This is a genomic window from Sphingobium sp. 22B (assembly GCF_001580035.1).
Taxonomy (GTDB): domain Bacteria; phylum Pseudomonadota; class Alphaproteobacteria; order Sphingomonadales; family Sphingomonadaceae; genus Sphingobium; species Sphingobium fuliginis.
In genome coordinates this window covers 180,606-196,290 of sequence record NZ_LTAB01000006.1, presented here as the reverse complement: position 1 = coordinate 196,290, position 15,685 = coordinate 180,606, and the positions used below count along the sequence as shown (strand labels likewise).

General features: G+C 65.9%; 13 protein-coding genes. 9 read left to right on the top strand and 4 right to left on the bottom strand.

Annotated features, from left to right (window positions below; translation table 11 throughout):
- Nucleotides 1-21: 21 nt before the first annotated feature.
- From A0J57_RS08195 to A0J57_RS08180, 4 genes are read right to left on the bottom strand one after another with little or no spacing between them, the layout of a single operon-like run.
- Nucleotides 22-1,059 carry a family 43 glycosylhydrolase gene (locus A0J57_RS08195; RefSeq protein WP_061936988.1) on the bottom strand — a complete coding sequence of 346 codons (1,038 nt, stop codon included), beginning with the start codon at nucleotides 1,057-1,059 and terminating at the stop codon, nucleotides 22-24.
- On the bottom strand, nucleotides 1,056-1,691 hold the full coding sequence (locus A0J57_RS08190) for a 2-dehydro-3-deoxy-6-phosphogalactonate aldolase (protein WP_025550081.1): 636 nt from the start codon (nucleotides 1,689-1,691) through the stop codon (nucleotides 1,056-1,058). Before A0J57_RS08190 ends, A0J57_RS08195 begins: the two co-directional genes overlap by 4 nt.
- Nucleotides 1,688-2,560: a 2-dehydro-3-deoxygalactonokinase gene (locus A0J57_RS08185; RefSeq protein ID WP_201030927.1), complete on the bottom strand. Its 873-nt coding sequence runs from the start codon at nucleotides 2,558-2,560 to the stop codon at nucleotides 1,688-1,690. Before A0J57_RS08185 ends, A0J57_RS08190 begins: the two co-directional genes overlap by 4 nt.
- A complete protein-coding gene (locus A0J57_RS08180) occupies nucleotides 2,557-4,137 on the bottom strand; it encodes a sodium/solute symporter (protein WP_061937177.1) in 1,581 nt (526 codons plus the stop codon). The genes A0J57_RS08185 and A0J57_RS08180 overlap by 4 nt, the downstream gene beginning before the upstream one ends.
- A gap of 169 nt (nucleotides 4,138-4,306) precedes the next feature.
- Between A0J57_RS08180 and A0J57_RS08175 the strand changes: the two genes are divergently transcribed.
- From A0J57_RS08175 to trxB, 9 genes are all read left to right on the top strand, one after another.
- Complete coding sequence (locus A0J57_RS08175) at nucleotides 4,307-5,377, top strand: family 43 glycosylhydrolase (protein WP_235600815.1); 1,071 nt, start codon at nucleotides 4,307-4,309, stop codon at nucleotides 5,375-5,377.
- A 191-nt stretch (nucleotides 5,378-5,568) separates the two neighbouring features.
- Nucleotides 5,569-6,297, top strand: a complete 729-nt coding sequence (locus A0J57_RS08170; protein WP_226870331.1) for a FadR/GntR family transcriptional regulator — start codon at nucleotides 5,569-5,571, stop codon at nucleotides 6,295-6,297.
- Nucleotides 6,298-6,358: 61 nt separating this feature from the next.
- Nucleotides 6,359-7,279, top strand: coding sequence for a Gfo/Idh/MocA family protein (locus A0J57_RS08165; RefSeq protein WP_235600814.1), 921 nt, complete (start codon nucleotides 6,359-6,361; stop codon nucleotides 7,277-7,279).
- A gap of 244 nt (nucleotides 7,280-7,523) precedes the next feature.
- Nucleotides 7,524-8,594, top strand: coding sequence for a PLP-dependent cysteine synthase family protein (locus A0J57_RS08160; protein WP_061936979.1), 1,071 nt, complete (start codon nucleotides 7,524-7,526; stop codon nucleotides 8,592-8,594).
- Nucleotides 8,595-8,695: 101 nt separating this feature from the next.
- Complete coding sequence (locus tag A0J57_RS08155; protein WP_061936976.1) at nucleotides 8,696-12,247, top strand: hydantoinase B/oxoprolinase family protein; 3,552 nt, start codon at nucleotides 8,696-8,698, stop codon at nucleotides 12,245-12,247.
- A 14-nt stretch (nucleotides 12,248-12,261) separates the two neighbouring features.
- Entirely contained in the window at nucleotides 12,262-13,242 is a 981-nt protein-coding gene (locus A0J57_RS08150) for a DUF2891 domain-containing protein (protein ID WP_235600813.1), read from the top strand.
- A 78-nt stretch (nucleotides 13,243-13,320) separates the two neighbouring features.
- Complete coding sequence (locus A0J57_RS08145; RefSeq protein WP_025550088.1) at nucleotides 13,321-13,983, top strand: peroxiredoxin; 663 nt, start codon at nucleotides 13,321-13,323, stop codon at nucleotides 13,981-13,983.
- The gene (locus tag A0J57_RS08140) at nucleotides 13,976-14,365 is read left to right on the top strand and encodes a helix-turn-helix transcriptional regulator (protein WP_061936970.1); all 390 of its coding nucleotides are present in this window, start codon (nucleotides 13,976-13,978) and stop codon (nucleotides 14,363-14,365) included. The genes A0J57_RS08145 and A0J57_RS08140 overlap by 8 nt, the downstream gene beginning before the upstream one ends.
- A gap of 286 nt (nucleotides 14,366-14,651) precedes the next feature.
- Nucleotides 14,652-15,629 carry a thioredoxin-disulfide reductase gene (gene trxB, locus A0J57_RS08135; protein ID WP_061936967.1) on the top strand — a complete coding sequence of 326 codons (978 nt, stop codon included), beginning with the start codon at nucleotides 14,652-14,654 and terminating at the stop codon, nucleotides 15,627-15,629.
- Nucleotides 15,630-15,685 lie beyond the last annotated feature (56 nt).

The following is a 15,685-nucleotide window of genomic DNA, read 5'->3' as shown; positions in this document are numbered from 1 at the left end:
GGCGGAGAATCCGCAGCTTCTTCACGGCTTTGGGGCTGCCACAGCTTCGCCTGCGCGCGAGGGCACAGGGAAGATCGGCATCCCGTCGCTGCTCCATTCCATGCGCTGCACGCGGGGGGAGCGGGCGGCGGTGCATTTCCGGTCCGCCCCGTCATTGGCGTGATAGACGATCCATGTCTGCCTGCCGCCATCGGTCGTGAAGAAGCCGTTATGGCCGGTCGCATAGACATTGTTCTGCGGCGCCTTGGCCAGCACCGGGCGGGGCGCCTTGGTCCAGCTCGCCGGGTTCATGGGATCGCTGCCGGGCCGGGCGTGAAGCAGGCCGAGCGCATAATCGTCCGACCAGCAGGCGCTGGCCGAATAGGTGAGGAACAGGTCGCCCTTGGGGCCGGGCAGAAATTCCGGGCCTTCCAATATCTGCCGCCCGCCCTGACGCTCGAACGGCTGGTCGGGGCGCGCGATCACCGTTTCGCCGGGGCCGAGCGTCCATGCATTGGTCATCGGTGCGATGGCGAGCACGCTGTCCGGCCCGTCATAGGCCGAATAGACGAAATAGCGCTTGCCGCCATGCTCGAACACCGTGCCGTCCAGCCCGGTCATGCGCGTGTTGACGCGCCCGCGATCGATCCATTCGCCTTTCAGCGGATCGGCGTTGGCATTTTCCAGCACGAAGACGCCGCGATGGGCGTCGTCATCATGCCCGGCCTCCGCGGCGGTGTAATAGACATACCATTTGCCGTCGAGCCGGTGCAGTTCCGGCGCCCAGATCGAGATCGCATTGAGGCCGCTGGCGGGCGGGGTCCAGATCACATGTTCGGGCGCGTCGGCCAGTTTCGCGAGATCGTCGGTCTGGCGGATGGCGATGCGGTCGCCCTTGGTCCCGAGGAAATAGAAGGTCGCGCCATGATGGACGATCCACGGGTCAGGCCCGCTCGACAGCAGCGGATTGGCGAGCGTCGGGGCGGCCTGCTGCGTGCTGGCGGTGGCGCAGCCGCCAAGCGCCAGCAGGGCGGCCAGAGTCAGGGGAGTGAGCGTAAGGGGAGCGAAGGCGCGGATCATGAGCGGTCCTCCAGTCCGGCCCAGCCTTGCGCGAAGGCGCGGGCGCTGGCGGCGATCTCTTCCGTGGTGGCGCCTATGCGGTACAGCGCCGATCCCAGCCCGAAACCGTCCGCGCCTGCCTGACGCCAGGGTTCCATATTGGCCGGCGTGATGCCGCCAACGACCAAGAGCGGCACCTCCTTGGGCAGCACCGCCCGCTGCGCCTTGACCACGGCGGGGGTCGCCGCCTCCGCCGGGAACAGCTTGAGCCCGCTCGCGCCCGCCGCCAGCGCGGCAAAGGCTTCGCTGGGCGTGAAATAGCCGGGCAGCGAGACCATGCCGCGCTTGGCGGTTTCGGCAATGACGGCGATGTCGGTGTTGGGCGAAACCACCATCGCCCCGCCCGCATCCTGCACCTGCGCCACCTGATCGACGGTCAGCACGGTGCCCGCGCCGACGATGGCGGCATCCCCGACGCGGCGCGCCAGCCTTTCGATGCTGAGCAGCGGATCGGGCGAATTGAGCGGCACTTCGATCAGGCGAAAGCCCGCCTCGACCAGCGCGTCGGCGGCGGCCTCCACCTCATCGGGGCGGATGCCGCGCAGGATGGCGACCAGTGGGAGTTGGGAGAAGGCGTCGGAAAAATCGATCATGCTTTGATGTCCCAGATGCGGGTGATGCCGGCGACGAAGGAAGCATGGCTGTCGACGACGACAGCCTGTCCCCCGGCGATGGCGATGGCGGCGGAATAAAGTCGCGCAAGCAGGCCGTCGGCAAGCAGATGGACCTGCTGCCCCGGCTGCGTGATCCGGGCCCGGCAGTCGCTGCCGAGCAGCAGGCCGCTGACATAGGCGGCCGCCGCGCCGGGCGCGCGTCCGCCCAGCACCGCCGCGGCGCGCACGCCGAACAGGGCGGAAAGCAGGTCCCGGTCGGCGCTGGCTTCGACGCCCTTGCGGAAATCCGCATCCGCGTCGACCTCGCCGGTCATTTCGCTGCCGATCAGCGCATGCCCCTTCAGCAGCGCGAACATCTCGCCGGTCATGGCGGTGGTGAAGTCGGCAAGCGCGCCGTCCTTCATGAGCGCCCATTTGGCATGGGTGCCCGGCTGGCACAGCAGCGCGTCGCCGGGAGCCAGCCCCGCCGCGACTGCGCCCAGAAGCTGCACTTCCTCGCCGCGCATGACGTCCTGCCGCTCGTCGCCGTCGCGGCAGACGCCCGGCACGATGGCGACGCCTTCTGCGGGCGAGACGAGGCGCGCCGCAAGGTCCGCGAGCGAGGCCGGAACGGGCACATAGCCCGCATCATGCCATCCCCGGTTGGAGCCGACCATGCCCGCGAGCAGCATCGGCAGCCCGCCATGGCGCTCGCGCAGCCCCGCCACGGCGGCGGGAAAGCCGCCCGGCGGAACGGAGAGGATGCCCATATCGTCGCGCTCGGTGGCGACGACCTCGCCACCCTCGATCAGATAGGCGCGGCGGTTGGTCGTGCCCCAATCGACCGCGATGAACGCCGCGCCGCTCACCAGAACACCGCGTAGAGGACGCAAAGCACCAGAATCACCGCGATCGCTCCTGCATTGAACCCGGTCGAGGTGGCGTAGCGCACGTCGCCGGTCGCTATGCTGTCCTTGTCGCGCCGCGCCGGGGTGGCGAGGGAGACGGCGACCGCCAGCGCCAGCGCCGCGAGGAAGACAAGGCCCATGCGGTCGAGGAAGGCGACGCCCGGCGCCCAGAGCTTGAAGCCCCAGGACAGCGCCACCGATGCCACCGCCGCCGTGATCGCGCCCGGCTCATTGGCGCGCCGCCAGAACAGGCCGAGCAGGAAGATCACGGTGATGCCCGGCGTGAAGAAGCCGGTGAATTCCTGGATGAACTGGAACGCCTGTTCGCTGGAGCCGACCAGTGGGCGGGCGGTGAGGATGGCGATGAGGATCGCGATCGCGGCGGCGACGCGGCCCACCAGCACCAGATGGCGTTCCCGCCTTTCGCCGGGTTCCTCCATCCTGCGGAACTTCGCCCAGACGTCGAGGGTGAAGATGGTGGCGATCGAATTGATCTTCGACGCGGTGGAGGCGATGATCGCCGCCACCAGCGCCGCGAAGACGAGGCCCAACAGGCCCGGCGGCAGCAGCCGCATCATCGTCGGATAGGCTTCGTCCGGCTTGGCGAGGTCGGGCGCCAGGACGACGGCGGCGATGCCCGGCAGCACGATGATGATCGGCATGATGAGCTTCAGGAAGGCCGCGAACAGCATGCCGCGCTGCGCTTCGTCCACCGATTTCGCCGCCAGGGCGCGCTGGATGATATATTGGTTGAAGCCCCAATAGCTGAGGTTCGCGATCCACATGCCGCCGATCAGCACCGAAAGGCCGGGCAGGTCCATATAATGCGGGTCGCCTTTCTGGAGGATCATGTGGAAATGGTCGGGCGCGCGTTCGACCAGGCGCGAGAAACCGGCGATGACGCCTTCTCCCCCGCCGATCTCGCCCAGCGTCAGCACGGCGATGACGAGGCCGCCCAGAACCAGCAGCGTCACCTGCACGATGTCGGTCAGCGCCACCGCCTTCAGCCCGCCGCGAAGCTGGTAGAGCAAGGCGAAGACGCCGAGCGCGACCAGCGCCACGTCCTGGTTCACGCCCGCCACCTTCATCACCGCGACCGATCCGAGCCAGATGATGCTGGTCAGGTTCACGAAGACATAGAGGACCAGCCAGAATATCGCCATCAGCGTCCGGATGCCGTTGCCGTAGCGCCGCTCCAGGAACTGCGGCATGGTGTAGATCTCGTTGCGCAGGAAGATCGGCAGGAAGAATTTGCCGACGATCAGCAGCGTCGCCGCCGCCATCCATTCATAGGAAGCGATGGCGAGGCCGATGGCATAGCCCGAACCGGACATGCCGACGATCTGCTCCGCCGAGATGTTCGCCGCGATCAGCGAGGCGCCGATGGCCCACCAGGGCAGGTTCTTCGACGCCAGGAAATAGTCGGTCGAATTTTTCGGCCCGGCCCCCGCCTTGTCGCGGCTGACCCATTGCGCGAGGCCGAATATGCCGATCGCGTAGATCACGACCACGCTGATGTCGATCGTCGCCAGTCCCATCTCGTCTCCCCAATCTTCCAGCAACGGACGTGCCGGTCGCATGGCCGCGAATCGCGCGATCCGGGCCTGCTGATCTGCTTCTTCATAAAACACATATTTATAATATCAATCTTGACAATATTTCGATGGAGAGGTCTATCTTCCGCCGAACAATCAAGGGAGACGGAAATTGGCTCGGGGCAAATCGCTTTTCGCGCTTGCTGCGGCATCGGCCGCCATCACGCTTTCATTCATGCAAATTCCCGCCGCAGCCCAGTCGAAACCGGTGCGCGCCGAGGTCGTGCCCGGCGCGCCTGAGACGCCCTATGTCGATCCGGACAAGGCCTATCTCTTCGCCCACATGACCAAGGAGCGCTATGGCGTGCTCTATTATTCGGTCAGCCGGGACGGGCTGCACTGGGAGCAGATCAACGGCGGCAGGCCGGTGTCGGAGGATTATCACGGCCACGCCTCGATCGCGCGCGGGGGCGACGGGCGCTATTATCTGGTCGGCAACAAGAGCGACGAAGACCCCTATATCCGCTTCTGGGTCTCCGACGATCTGGTCGGTTGGAAACCCTATGGCACCTATCGTCCCGACCTGTCGAACATCCCCGGCCTGCCGCACGCCATGCAGCGGATCGGCGCGCCCAAGCTGTTCTTCGACAAGCCGTCGGGCCAGTTCCTGCTGACGTGGCACACCGCCACCATCCCCGGCGTTCCCGAAGACCCGGAGCGTTATTGGGCGAGCCAGCGCACGCTCTACGTCCTCTCGCCCGATCTCAAGCGCTTCGCAAAGCCGCCGCGCCGCCTGTTCGACTGGGACATGGCGACGATCGACACCTTCATCCGGCCGGAGGCGGACGGCAGCGCCTATTGCGCTATCGTGAAGGATGAGCGCTATCCCAGCTACAACTGGACCACCGGCAAGACGGTGCGCATCTCCTGCGCCAAGGACCTGCTTGGTCCCTATCCGCCGCCGGGACCGCCGGTCAGCCCCAATTTCCGCGAAGCGCCGACCGTCATCCGCGCGCCGAACGGCGAGGATTGGCTGATGTACTATGAGCAATATGCGGGAACGAGCTATGGCCTGTCCAAGGCGCCGCGCCTGACGGGCCCCTGGTTCCAGGTCTCGGGCAATTCGGGCGTGCCGGAATGGAACCGTTATGAGATGCCCGCCGGGCTGCGCCACGGCTCCATGGTCGAGATCAGCAAGGAGCAATATGATAGGCTGGTGAAGGCGTTTCCGAACCGCAAGTGAGAGGCGCCCGTGCTCGTGCCGCGCTCGCCTGCGGCACGATCCGGCCCATAGAGGTGCGCAAAGGGGCGTCCAATGCCTGTCGGAATTATCATATGAATTGACTTATCATATGAAAGGACCTTGCCTGGGCTGGAGCGGGCATTAACATGGATTGCCATGGCATCGGAGCGGGTAAGGACAAGGACAGCGTCTTGGCAGAGGCATCTCATCTCATCGTGGACGAACCGGCAGCGCAGCTTGGCCGCAATCTGACCTATGGCCTGCTCGACAGCATCGGCCGCGCCATCGTTACCGGCCGGTTCGACGATGTCGTCTTCCCCACCGAGGGGGAACTTGCCAAGCAGCATGGCGTCAGCCGCTCCGTCACGCGGGAAGCGGTCAAGATGCTCACCGCCAAGGGCCTGCTGAGCGCCCGCCCGCGCCAGGGCACGACCGTGCAGCCGACCTCCTCATGGAATCTGTTCGATACCGACGTGCTGCGCTGGATGCTGGAACGCCAGCTTTCGGTGAACCTGCTGCGCCAGTTCAACGAGCTGCGCGTGGCGGTGGAGCCGGAGGCGGCCGCCCTGGCCGCGCGAGTCGCGGGGGAGGACGATGTCAAGCGCATCGACGATGGCCTGCAGCGTATGCAGGCGGCGGAAAACGGGCTGGATGACCCGCTGGAAGCGGATATCGCCTTTCATGTCGCCGTGCTCCGCGCGTCGAAAAACCCCTTCTACATCCAGTTGCGGGACGTGGTGAGTACCGCGTTGCGCACCTCGATCCGCTTCACCAATCGTATCAAGGGCCGCACCGCCGACGTCGTCGAGCATGCCAAGGTGCGCGATGCCATCGTCCTGCACGATCCCGACGGGGCGCGGATCGCCATGCGGCGGATCATTGGCGATGTGCTCCTCCTTATCGAGGATCGGTTGCCCTAGACCAGCGCCAATGGCCGGCCAGGCGTTCAGCCTGCATCCTGTCCAGACAAGAGGATTTACCGTGGAGCCTGTCCGATTGGGTCTCGTGGGCATCGGCAAGATCGCCAGGGACCAGCATCTGCCCGCCATCGCCGCCGACCGCCGCTTCCGCCTTGCCGCCACTGCCAGTCGTCAGGGCCGCGTGGAGGGGATCGACGGCTATCATGACATTGAGGATATGATCGGAGCCTGCCGACTGGACGCGGTTTCACTCTGCACGCCGCCGGATGGGCGCTATGCACAGGCGCTGACCGCCATGGAAGCCGGGCTGCATGTCATGCTGGAAAAGCCGCCGACGGTGACGCTTTCGCATATCGCGGCACTGACGCAGGCCGCGCGCGCGGCAGGCGTGACGCTCTTTGCAACCTGGCACTCGCGCGAGGCGGCGGGTGTGGCTCCAGCGCGCGCGTGGCTTGCCGATAAACGCATTCTCGCCGTCCGGATCGACTGGCGCGAAGACATCCGCCGCTGGCATCCGGATCAGGAATGGATACTCGGTTCGGGGGGCTTCGGCGTATTCGACCCCGGCATCAACGCCCTGTCGATTGCGACCGAGATCCTGCCGCACGAACTGCTGCTTGAGCAGGCCAGCCTGGATGTGCCGGCAGGACGCATGTCTCCCATCGCCGCCGACCTCAGGATGCGCTGCGGCGATGCCGCAGTGCACGCGATATTCGACTTTCTCGAAACCGGCCCGCAGATTTGGTCCATAGAAGTCGATACCGACGCCGGCACCCTGCGCCTCGCCATGGGCGGCAGCATATTGCAACTTCCCGGTGAACCGGAAAGCATTGCGGCGGACCGGGAATATGCACGCCTCTACGCCCGGTTCGCGGAGTTGATCGCAGCGGGGCAAAGCGATGTGGATATAAGGCCGCTACGGCTTGTCTCCGACGCCTTCCTGATTGCGGAGCGGCGGATCACCGAAGCCTTCGCATTCTAATGGCTGCCTATCGGAAGAGGTCTCTCGCATTTGGGGGGTGTGGTCTGGATAGCCGTAGTTGATCCTGTCCGAACGCAAACACTTTCAATATTACCTGAATCGTGTAATGAAAATTTCGCTGGGGTTTCGCTGGCGGAGCTGGAAGTGGAGGGAACGGGCTGATGAGCGGCATATCGCCAATCACCGCTGGTGGCACGATCGATAAGTTGCACGGCAAGTGTCGAGCCGGCGGGAACGTCGCGGCATGATGAGGCAGGACGTTCGTGAATGGCGCGCGGAGGCGGTACGTCGGATCGAGGCGGACTATAATCGCTCAGCCGACACGCATTTGATCCGCCTGGATCTGCCCCGCTATCCCGGTATCACCCTCTACCTCAAGGATGAGAGCTCACATCCCACCGGCAGCCTGAAGCATCGGCTGGCGCGTTCGCTGTTCCTTTATGCGCTTTGCAGCGGCTGGATCGGGCCCGATACGTGCGTGATCGAAGCTTCCTCCGGCTCGACCGCGGTGAGCGAGGCCTATTTTTCGCGCATGCTCGGGCTTCGCTTCATCGCCGTCGTGCCGGCCAGCACGGCCGCGCCCAAGCTGGAGGCGATCCGCTTCTATGGTGGCGAGATCCATCCGGTTGAAGATCCGCGCAAGGTCTATGAGGTGGCGCATGAGCTGGCGGCCCAGACCGGCGGCCACTATCTCGACCAGTTCACCTATGCGGAACGGGCGACCGACTGGCGCGGCAACAACAATATCGCCGAATCGATTTTCGCGCAGATGGCGCATGAGGAACACCCCGTTCCATCCTGGATCGTTTGCGGCGCGGGAACGGGTGGAACCTCCGCGACGATCGGCCGCTTCATCCGTTACCAGCGTCACACCACCCGGCTGTGCGTCGCCGATCCGCTCCATTCGGTCTTCCATCGCCATTTCGATGCCGCCGATGTGGTCGCCTTGCCCGAAGGTTGCGCGTCCTACATCGAGGGGATCGGGCGGCCGCGGGTGGAGCCCAGTTTCCTGCCGTCGGTCATCGACCGGATGCTCGCAGTCGATGATGCCGACAGCCTTGGGGCGATGCGCGCCTTGTCCGACCGGCTCGGCCGACGGGTCGGCGGTTCGACGGGAACCAATCTGGTGGCGTGCGAGGCGCTGATCCGGGAAATGGCGTCTGCTGGCGAAACAGGAAGCGTCGTGACGCTGCTGTGCGACAGCGGAGACCGCTATGGCTGCACCTATTATGACGATGACTGGATGGCCGAACGTGACATTTGCTGGGCGCCTTCTGCCGCCCGGCTGGCGTCGTTTCTGGCGCTCGACCGCTGATGGCGCACTGACATGAGCGTCGCTGGCCACAACAGGCGCACCGAACGGGCGCGATGCGATCGCCTGTGGCCGATCGTGCGCCGACATGGCAAGGATGCGGCATGACTGGCTGGCGGTTCTGGATCGATCGGGGCGGCACGTTCACCGATGTCGTGGCGCGGAAGCCGGGCGGTGAAATCGTCACGGCCAAGCTCCTGTCGGAAGACCCGGAACGCTACGAGGATGCCGCGGTTGAAGCGATCCGGCGGCTGACGGAAGGCGCGCCTGTCGATTTCGAGCTGCGGATCGGCACGACGGTCGCGACCAATGCTCTGCTGGAGCGCAAGGGTGAGCCGACGGTGCTGGCCATCACGCGCGGATTTGGTGACGCGTTGCTGATCGGCCATCAGGAAAGGCCCGACATCTTCGCGCGCGATCCGCACCGGCCGCCGCCCCTTTTTTCCCGGACGATAGAGGTCGAGGAACGGGTCGCCGAAGACGGCCGGGTCTTGCAGCCGCTGGACAGGGTGAAAGCGGCAGAGCATCTCAGGCAGGCGTTCGAGGCGGGATACAGGGCCATCGCCATCGTGCTGATGCACGGGTGGCGCTTCCCGATGCACGAGGCGGCGCTGATGGCGCTGGCGGAACGGCAGGGATTCACGCAGATTTCCGTCAGTCATCGCGTCGCGCCCGTGGTGAAGCTCATCGGCCGCGGCGACACGACCGTCGCCGACGCCTATCTGTCGCCGGTCGTCCGGAACTATGTCGAACGGTTGACCGCCGCCCTTGAAAGGGAGGCGCTGTTCATGCAGTCTTCCGGGGGTCTGGTTGCCGGCAGGGCTTTCCGGGGAAAGGATGCGATCCTTTCCGGCCCGGCGGGCGGCATCGTCGGCATGACGGTCACTGCGGCCCAGGCCGGCTTCGACCGCGTGATCGGCTTCGACATGGGCGGAACCTCGACCGATGTCTCCCACTATGCCGGCGAGTTCGAGCGGGATTCGGAGACGATCGTCGCGGGCGTGCGCGTTCGGGTCCCGATGCTCCGCATCCACACCGTCGCGGCGGGCGGCGGATCGATCTGCCGCCTCGACAACGGGCGCCTTGTCGTGGGGCCTGAAAGCGCCGGGGCGGTGCCCGGTCCTGCCTGCTACAGGCGCGGCGGCCCCTTGACGGTCACCGACTGCAACCTTCTGCTGGGGAAACTCCGCCCGGAATATTTCCCGGCGCTGTTCGGACCCGACGGGAACCTTCCGCTCGACCGCGAAGTGGTGGAAGCGCGATTTGCGGAGCTTCCGCTCGATCCGGCAAGCGCGGCGGAGGGGTTCGTCGCCGTGGCGGTCGCGAACATGGCCAATGCCATCCGCACCATTTCCGTCGCGCGGGGCCATGACGTGACCCGGTATGTCCTGGCGTGCTTCGGCGGTGCGGGCGGGCAGCATGCCTGCCTTGTCGCTGATGCGCTGGCGATGGATCGCGTGATGATCCATCCTCTCGCGGGGGTGTTGTCCGCCTATGGCATGGGACTTGCGGACCGGCGCGAGGTTCGGGAGGCGAGCCTCGGCACGCCGGCGTCCGATCGGGCAGCATTGGTCAGCGCGCTGGACGCGCTGGCCGAGCAGGCGCGCGAAGCGCTGCGGCGGCAGGGTGTCGATCCGGCGTCGATCAAGGTCGATCAGCGCGTTCATCTGCGTCGCGGCGATACGGAGCATACGATCGAGATTCCCTTCGGCGAGACGGACGCGATGGCCGCCGCGTTCGATGCGGCGCACCGTGCGCAGTTCGGCTTCGACGCCCGCGCGGCCCTGATTGTCGACCGTATGGTTGCGGAGGCGATTTCGGCATCGGATGTTTCCCAGGACGCTGTGGTTTCCCTGCCGCGCGAGCCGTCGCCGCCGCTGGATTCAGCGCCTGTCCGCATGGCCGGCGCCTGGCGGGAGGCGGCGGTGCACGCGCGCGAGCGGCTGCCGGCCGGCGCGATCGTGAAAGGACCCGCCCTGATCATCGACGCCGTGTCCACGACAGTCGTGGAGCCGGGATGGAGCGCCAGTGTCGATCCGCAGGGCAGCCTGATCCTGGACCGCGTCGAACCCCGCACGAACGAGGTCGTGGCCGACGCCACGCAAGCGGATCCTGTCCGTCTCGCGATCTTCGCCGGGCTGTTCATGAACATAGCCGAGGAAATGGGGGCGGCGCTCCAGCGCACGGCAACCTCCGTCAACATCCGCGAACGGCTGGATTTCAGCTGCGCGCTATTCGATGCCAGCGGCAATCTCGTCGCCAATGCGCCGCACATCCCGGTGCATCTCGGCTCGATGGGGGACAGCATCCGCACGATCATCGCTGACCGTGGCGACTGCCGCGACGGACGGGGTATGCGCCGGGGTGACGCCTATGCGCTCAACGCACCCTATCGCGGCGGCACGCATCTGCCCGACATCACCGTCATCATGCCCGTGTTCGCAGACGAAGCGGCCGACAAGCCGACCTGGTTCGTCGCCGCGCGCGGTCACCATGCCGATGTGGGCGGCGTGACGCCGGGATCGATGCCGCCCAACAGTCGCACCCTTCAGGAGGAGGGCGTGCTGCTCGACAATGTCCTGGTGGTCGATGAGGGACGGTTCCTTGAAACCGAACTGCGTCTGATGTTTGCCGCTGGCCCGTATCCGGCGCGGAATATCGACCAGAACATCGCTGATCTCACCGCTCAACTCGCCGCCTGTGCAAGGGGAGCGGAGGGTCTGGCTCACATGGCCGAAAGTCATGGAGCCGATGTCGTCACCGCCTATATGGAGCATGTCCAGGCACATTCGGACGCAGCGGTTCGCCGGCTCTTGCCGACGCTGGCGAATGGGGCGTTCGCCTATGAGATGGACGATGGCGCGGTCGTGCGGGTCCAGATAAGGATCGACCGCGAGCGGGAGCGGTTGTCGGTCGATTTCACAGGCACCAGTGCGCAGCGCCAAAATAACTTCAATGCGCCTGCTGCCATCGTGCGGGCAGCCGTGCTGTACGTCGTGCGCACGATGCTGGATGATGCGATCCCGCTCAACGACGGCTGTCTGCGTCACGTGGACATTCATATTCCCGAAGGTTCGATGCTGAAGCCGTGCCATCCCGCGGCGGTGGTCGCCGGCAATGTCGAAACCAGCCAGGTGGTCACCGACGCGCTGTTCGGGGCGCTGGGCGCGGTTGCCGCTTCGCAGGGCACGATGAACAATCTTACCCTGGGCGACGACGCGTACCAATATTATGAAACCATCGCGGGCGGTGCGGGGGCCGGACCGGGGTTTGACGGTGCATCCGTGATCCAGACCCACATGACCAACAGCCGCATGACCGACCCCGAGATATTCGAGGGGCGGACATCCTGTCTCGTCGAGGCCTTCGCGATACGCCGCGGTTCTGGCGGCGAAGGCCTGAACCGCGGCGGCGACGGCGCCGTGCGGCGAATTCGTTTCCTTCGCCCGATGACCGCCTGCCTGCTCGCCAATCGGCATCGGGTGCCTCCGTTCGGTCTTGACGGCGGCAAAAACGGCGCAGCCGGCGCCGTGCGGATCGAGCGCGCCAGCGGACATATCGAGCCGCTTGGCTCGACGGCAGAAGTCGATATGCAGACAGGCGACGTACTGGTCGTCGAGACGCCGGGCGGCGGCGGTTTTGGTCGATTGCCATGAGGCTGGACGAGGCGATGGCTGGCCGCTTCCTTCGGCTGACGCTAGGGCATCTCACGCGCGAATGGCCGTACAAGCTCGATCAGATACTTGCCTCGCCGGACGATCTGGCGACGCCACGTTCGCTCCATCCGGCGTTCTACGGCAGTTTCGATTGGCACAGCTGCGTCCATGGCTGGTGGCAGGTCATGCGGCTCTGCCGGCTGTTCCCGCATCTTCCCGAGGTCCAGGCGGTCGACGCGCTCGCCGACGGCACGCTGACTCAAGAGGCGATCATGGGCGAGTGCATGTCGCTCGATCGTCCCGTGGCCGACGCCTTCGAGCGGCCCTATGGCTGGGGATGGCTTCTCGCGCTTCACGACGAACTCGCCTTCCGGCCTGCACGGCCGTGGGCGAAGGCTTTGGCGCCCTTGGCCGAACGGATCGCTGACCGTCTTGCCGCCTACCTGCCCCGGCTTTGCTACCCGGTGCGCAGCGGCAAGCACGATAATACGGCCTTTGCCCTGGTGCACGCGCTTCGCTGGGCACGACGCCGCAGAGCGGATCTGGCATTGCTGATCGAGGAGCGGGCGACCGGCTGGTTCGGCGGCGACCGGGCGGCACGGCCATGGGAGCCGAGCGGCGAGGACTTCCTGTCGCCCACATTATGCGAAGCCATGTTGATGCGCGAGGTGGGCGGCGAGAGATTTGCCGGCTGGCTGGCCGCGTTCATGCCGGACCCGTTCGGGGACGATATGCGCGCCCTCACGTCCCCCGCGACGGTGACCGACCGAACCGACGGGCGGCTGGCACATATGGACGGGCTCAATCTTTCGCGCGCATGGTGCTGGTTCTCGCTGGCGCCCTTTCTGCCCCTGCCCGAACGGATAAGGGACATCGCCTCGATCCATCTGGGTTCGGCGCTGCCCCACCTTGCCGACGACTATATGGGCGAGCACTGGCTTGCGACCTTCGCTGTCCTCGCCCTGACGGCGGACGATGGCCATGTGGCGGCCTGATCGCGGAAATAGCCGCAACTTGCGCCCTGTCGCGCGAACCGCTCTTTGCTCGCGCCGCAAGCTTTTGTAGGAGGGGTGATGACCTCCAGCCCGTGCCTTCCCGACCCCGGCTCCGTGCAGCGACGGCCGGCTTTGCGCATCGGCGATGCGGCGCCGAATTTTCGCGCCCGTACCACCATGGGCGAAGTCCAGCTTCGCGACTTCCGTGGCCGCTGGCTGATCTTGTTCGCCCACCCGGCCGACTTCACGCCCGTCTGCACGAGCGAGTTCATTGCGCTGGCTCGCGCGGCCGACGAATTCGCCAGGCGCGATTGCGATCTACTGGGGCTCTCGGTCGACAGCCTGTATTCGCATCTGGCCTGGATCGACGTCATTCGCCAGCGCCTGGGCGTGACCATATCGTTTCCCATCATCGAAGATCCGTCGATGGCGATCGGGGAAGCCTATGGCATGGTGGATCGCAGCGACCCCGACAGCTCGTCGGTGCGCGCGGTCTACTTCATCGATCCGGACGGCATCGTTCGGGCGATGATATGGTACCCCTTGTCGGTCGGCCGCTCCGTGGACGAGCTGCTGCGCATGTTGGACGCGCTCCAGAAGACGGCCACGGGAGAGGTGCTGGCGCCCGAGGGATGGCGGCCCGGGCGATCGGTCCTCCTGCCCGCGCCCCAACATGGGAGCGCGCTGGGCGAGGCGGGGGACGAGCTCTGGTTTTATCGCGAGCGTCCCGATCATGGCTGATCCGATCGACCGGGCGACAGCGACCGAGATCGTGGAGCGATTGCGCGTCTTTGCCCAGCCGCAAAGACTGGCGATCCTGACGGCCCTTCTTCAAGGCGAACAGTCGGTCGCCGCCATCGATGCCGCCACGGGGATCGGCCAGCCGGCCCTGAGCCAACAATTGGGCGAGCTTCGGCGTGCAGAACTCGTCGCCCAGCGGCGGGATGCCAAGTCCGTCGTTTACCGGTTGATCGACGAGCGGACCGCCGCTGTGGTGCGGATCGTTGTCGCCGCCTTCGGCAGCAACGATCCGCTCGAAGCCGGGATAAGGCGCGAGGATGTTCCCGCACGGCGCGCTCATGTCGGATCGGCGGCCATGTTCGCGGTGGTGGACAGAAGCTGAGGCTGGAGACCCGGTCAGCGTCATGACCCATCATGTGCGATGCGCCTGGCGGCTGCATCGAAGTCGCGCGCCAATCGAAAACCATCGCCGCCCGCGCAGCCGGATCGTGAAGAAAGGGGAGGCGGCCTGACGTTGCGGGGTCGGAACGGTGGGCGACTTCCCGGCGGAGCGGCCGATCGCGCGATGGCGGGTCCGATCACAGCGGCATCTTGTCTGTTTCTTTATTTATGAAACTGTGTAATAGGCTGCGGCGACTGGTTTGACGAATATTGGCAAGGGGTAAGGAATGCCGCGTGATCGCCATAGCAAGGTGCTCATCATTGGCTCGGGGCCGGCGGGCTACACCGCGGCGGTCTATGCGGCGCGTGCCGCGCTGAAGCCCCTGTTGATCGAAGGGATGCAGCCCGGTGGTCAGCTTACCATCACCACCGATGTCGAGAACTGGCCGGGGGACAGGAGCGTGCTGGGTCCCGACCTCATGGCGCGGATGGCTGCCCAGGTGGCGCATGTCGGCACGGAGGTCGTTTCCGACACGATCGTTGAGGTCGATCTTGCCGCAACGCCGTTCGTCGCGGTTGGGGACAGCGGCGCGCGCTATACGGGCGATACCGTCGTCATCGCGACGGGGGCGTCGGCACGCTGGCTGGGGCTCGACAGCGAGACGCGGTATCGCGGCGCGGGCGTATCCGCTTGCGCGACTTGCGATGGCTTCTTCTATCGCGACCGCGTGGTTGCCGTGGTGGGCGGCGGAAACACCGCGGTCGAGGAAGCGCTGTACCTCACCAATTTCGCTGAAAAGGTCTATTTGATCCATCGCAGGGGTGAACTGCGCGCCGACCGCACCAACCAGGCGCGCCTCCATGCCAATCCCAAGATCGAGATGGTCTGGCATGCCGAAGTGGCCGAGGTCCGGGGCGATGGCCGCGTCGTAACGGGTGTCGAGCTTCGCGATGTCCGTAATGGGCAAGCGCGTGCGCTGGCCGTCGATGGGTTGTTCGTGGCGATCGGGCACGATCCCGCCACGTCGCTGTTCGCCGGTCAGATCGCGATGGATGCGGAGGGCTATATTCTGGTGACCCCCGGTTCGACCGCCACCAGCGTGCCCGGCATATTCGCGGCCGGTGACGTGCAGGACAAGCTGTTTCGTCAGGCCGTGACGTCCGCCGGCATGGGTTGCATGGCGGCGCTGGAGGCCGAGCGCTATCTTGCAGGCCATATGCCTCACGCCATCGCCGCGGAGCCCGGGGCGCGCGTCACTGTCTGAGCGCGTCGGCGCGTGCGGCACAGGCCGAGCGCCACGCTGCCATGTCCTTCCTGTTT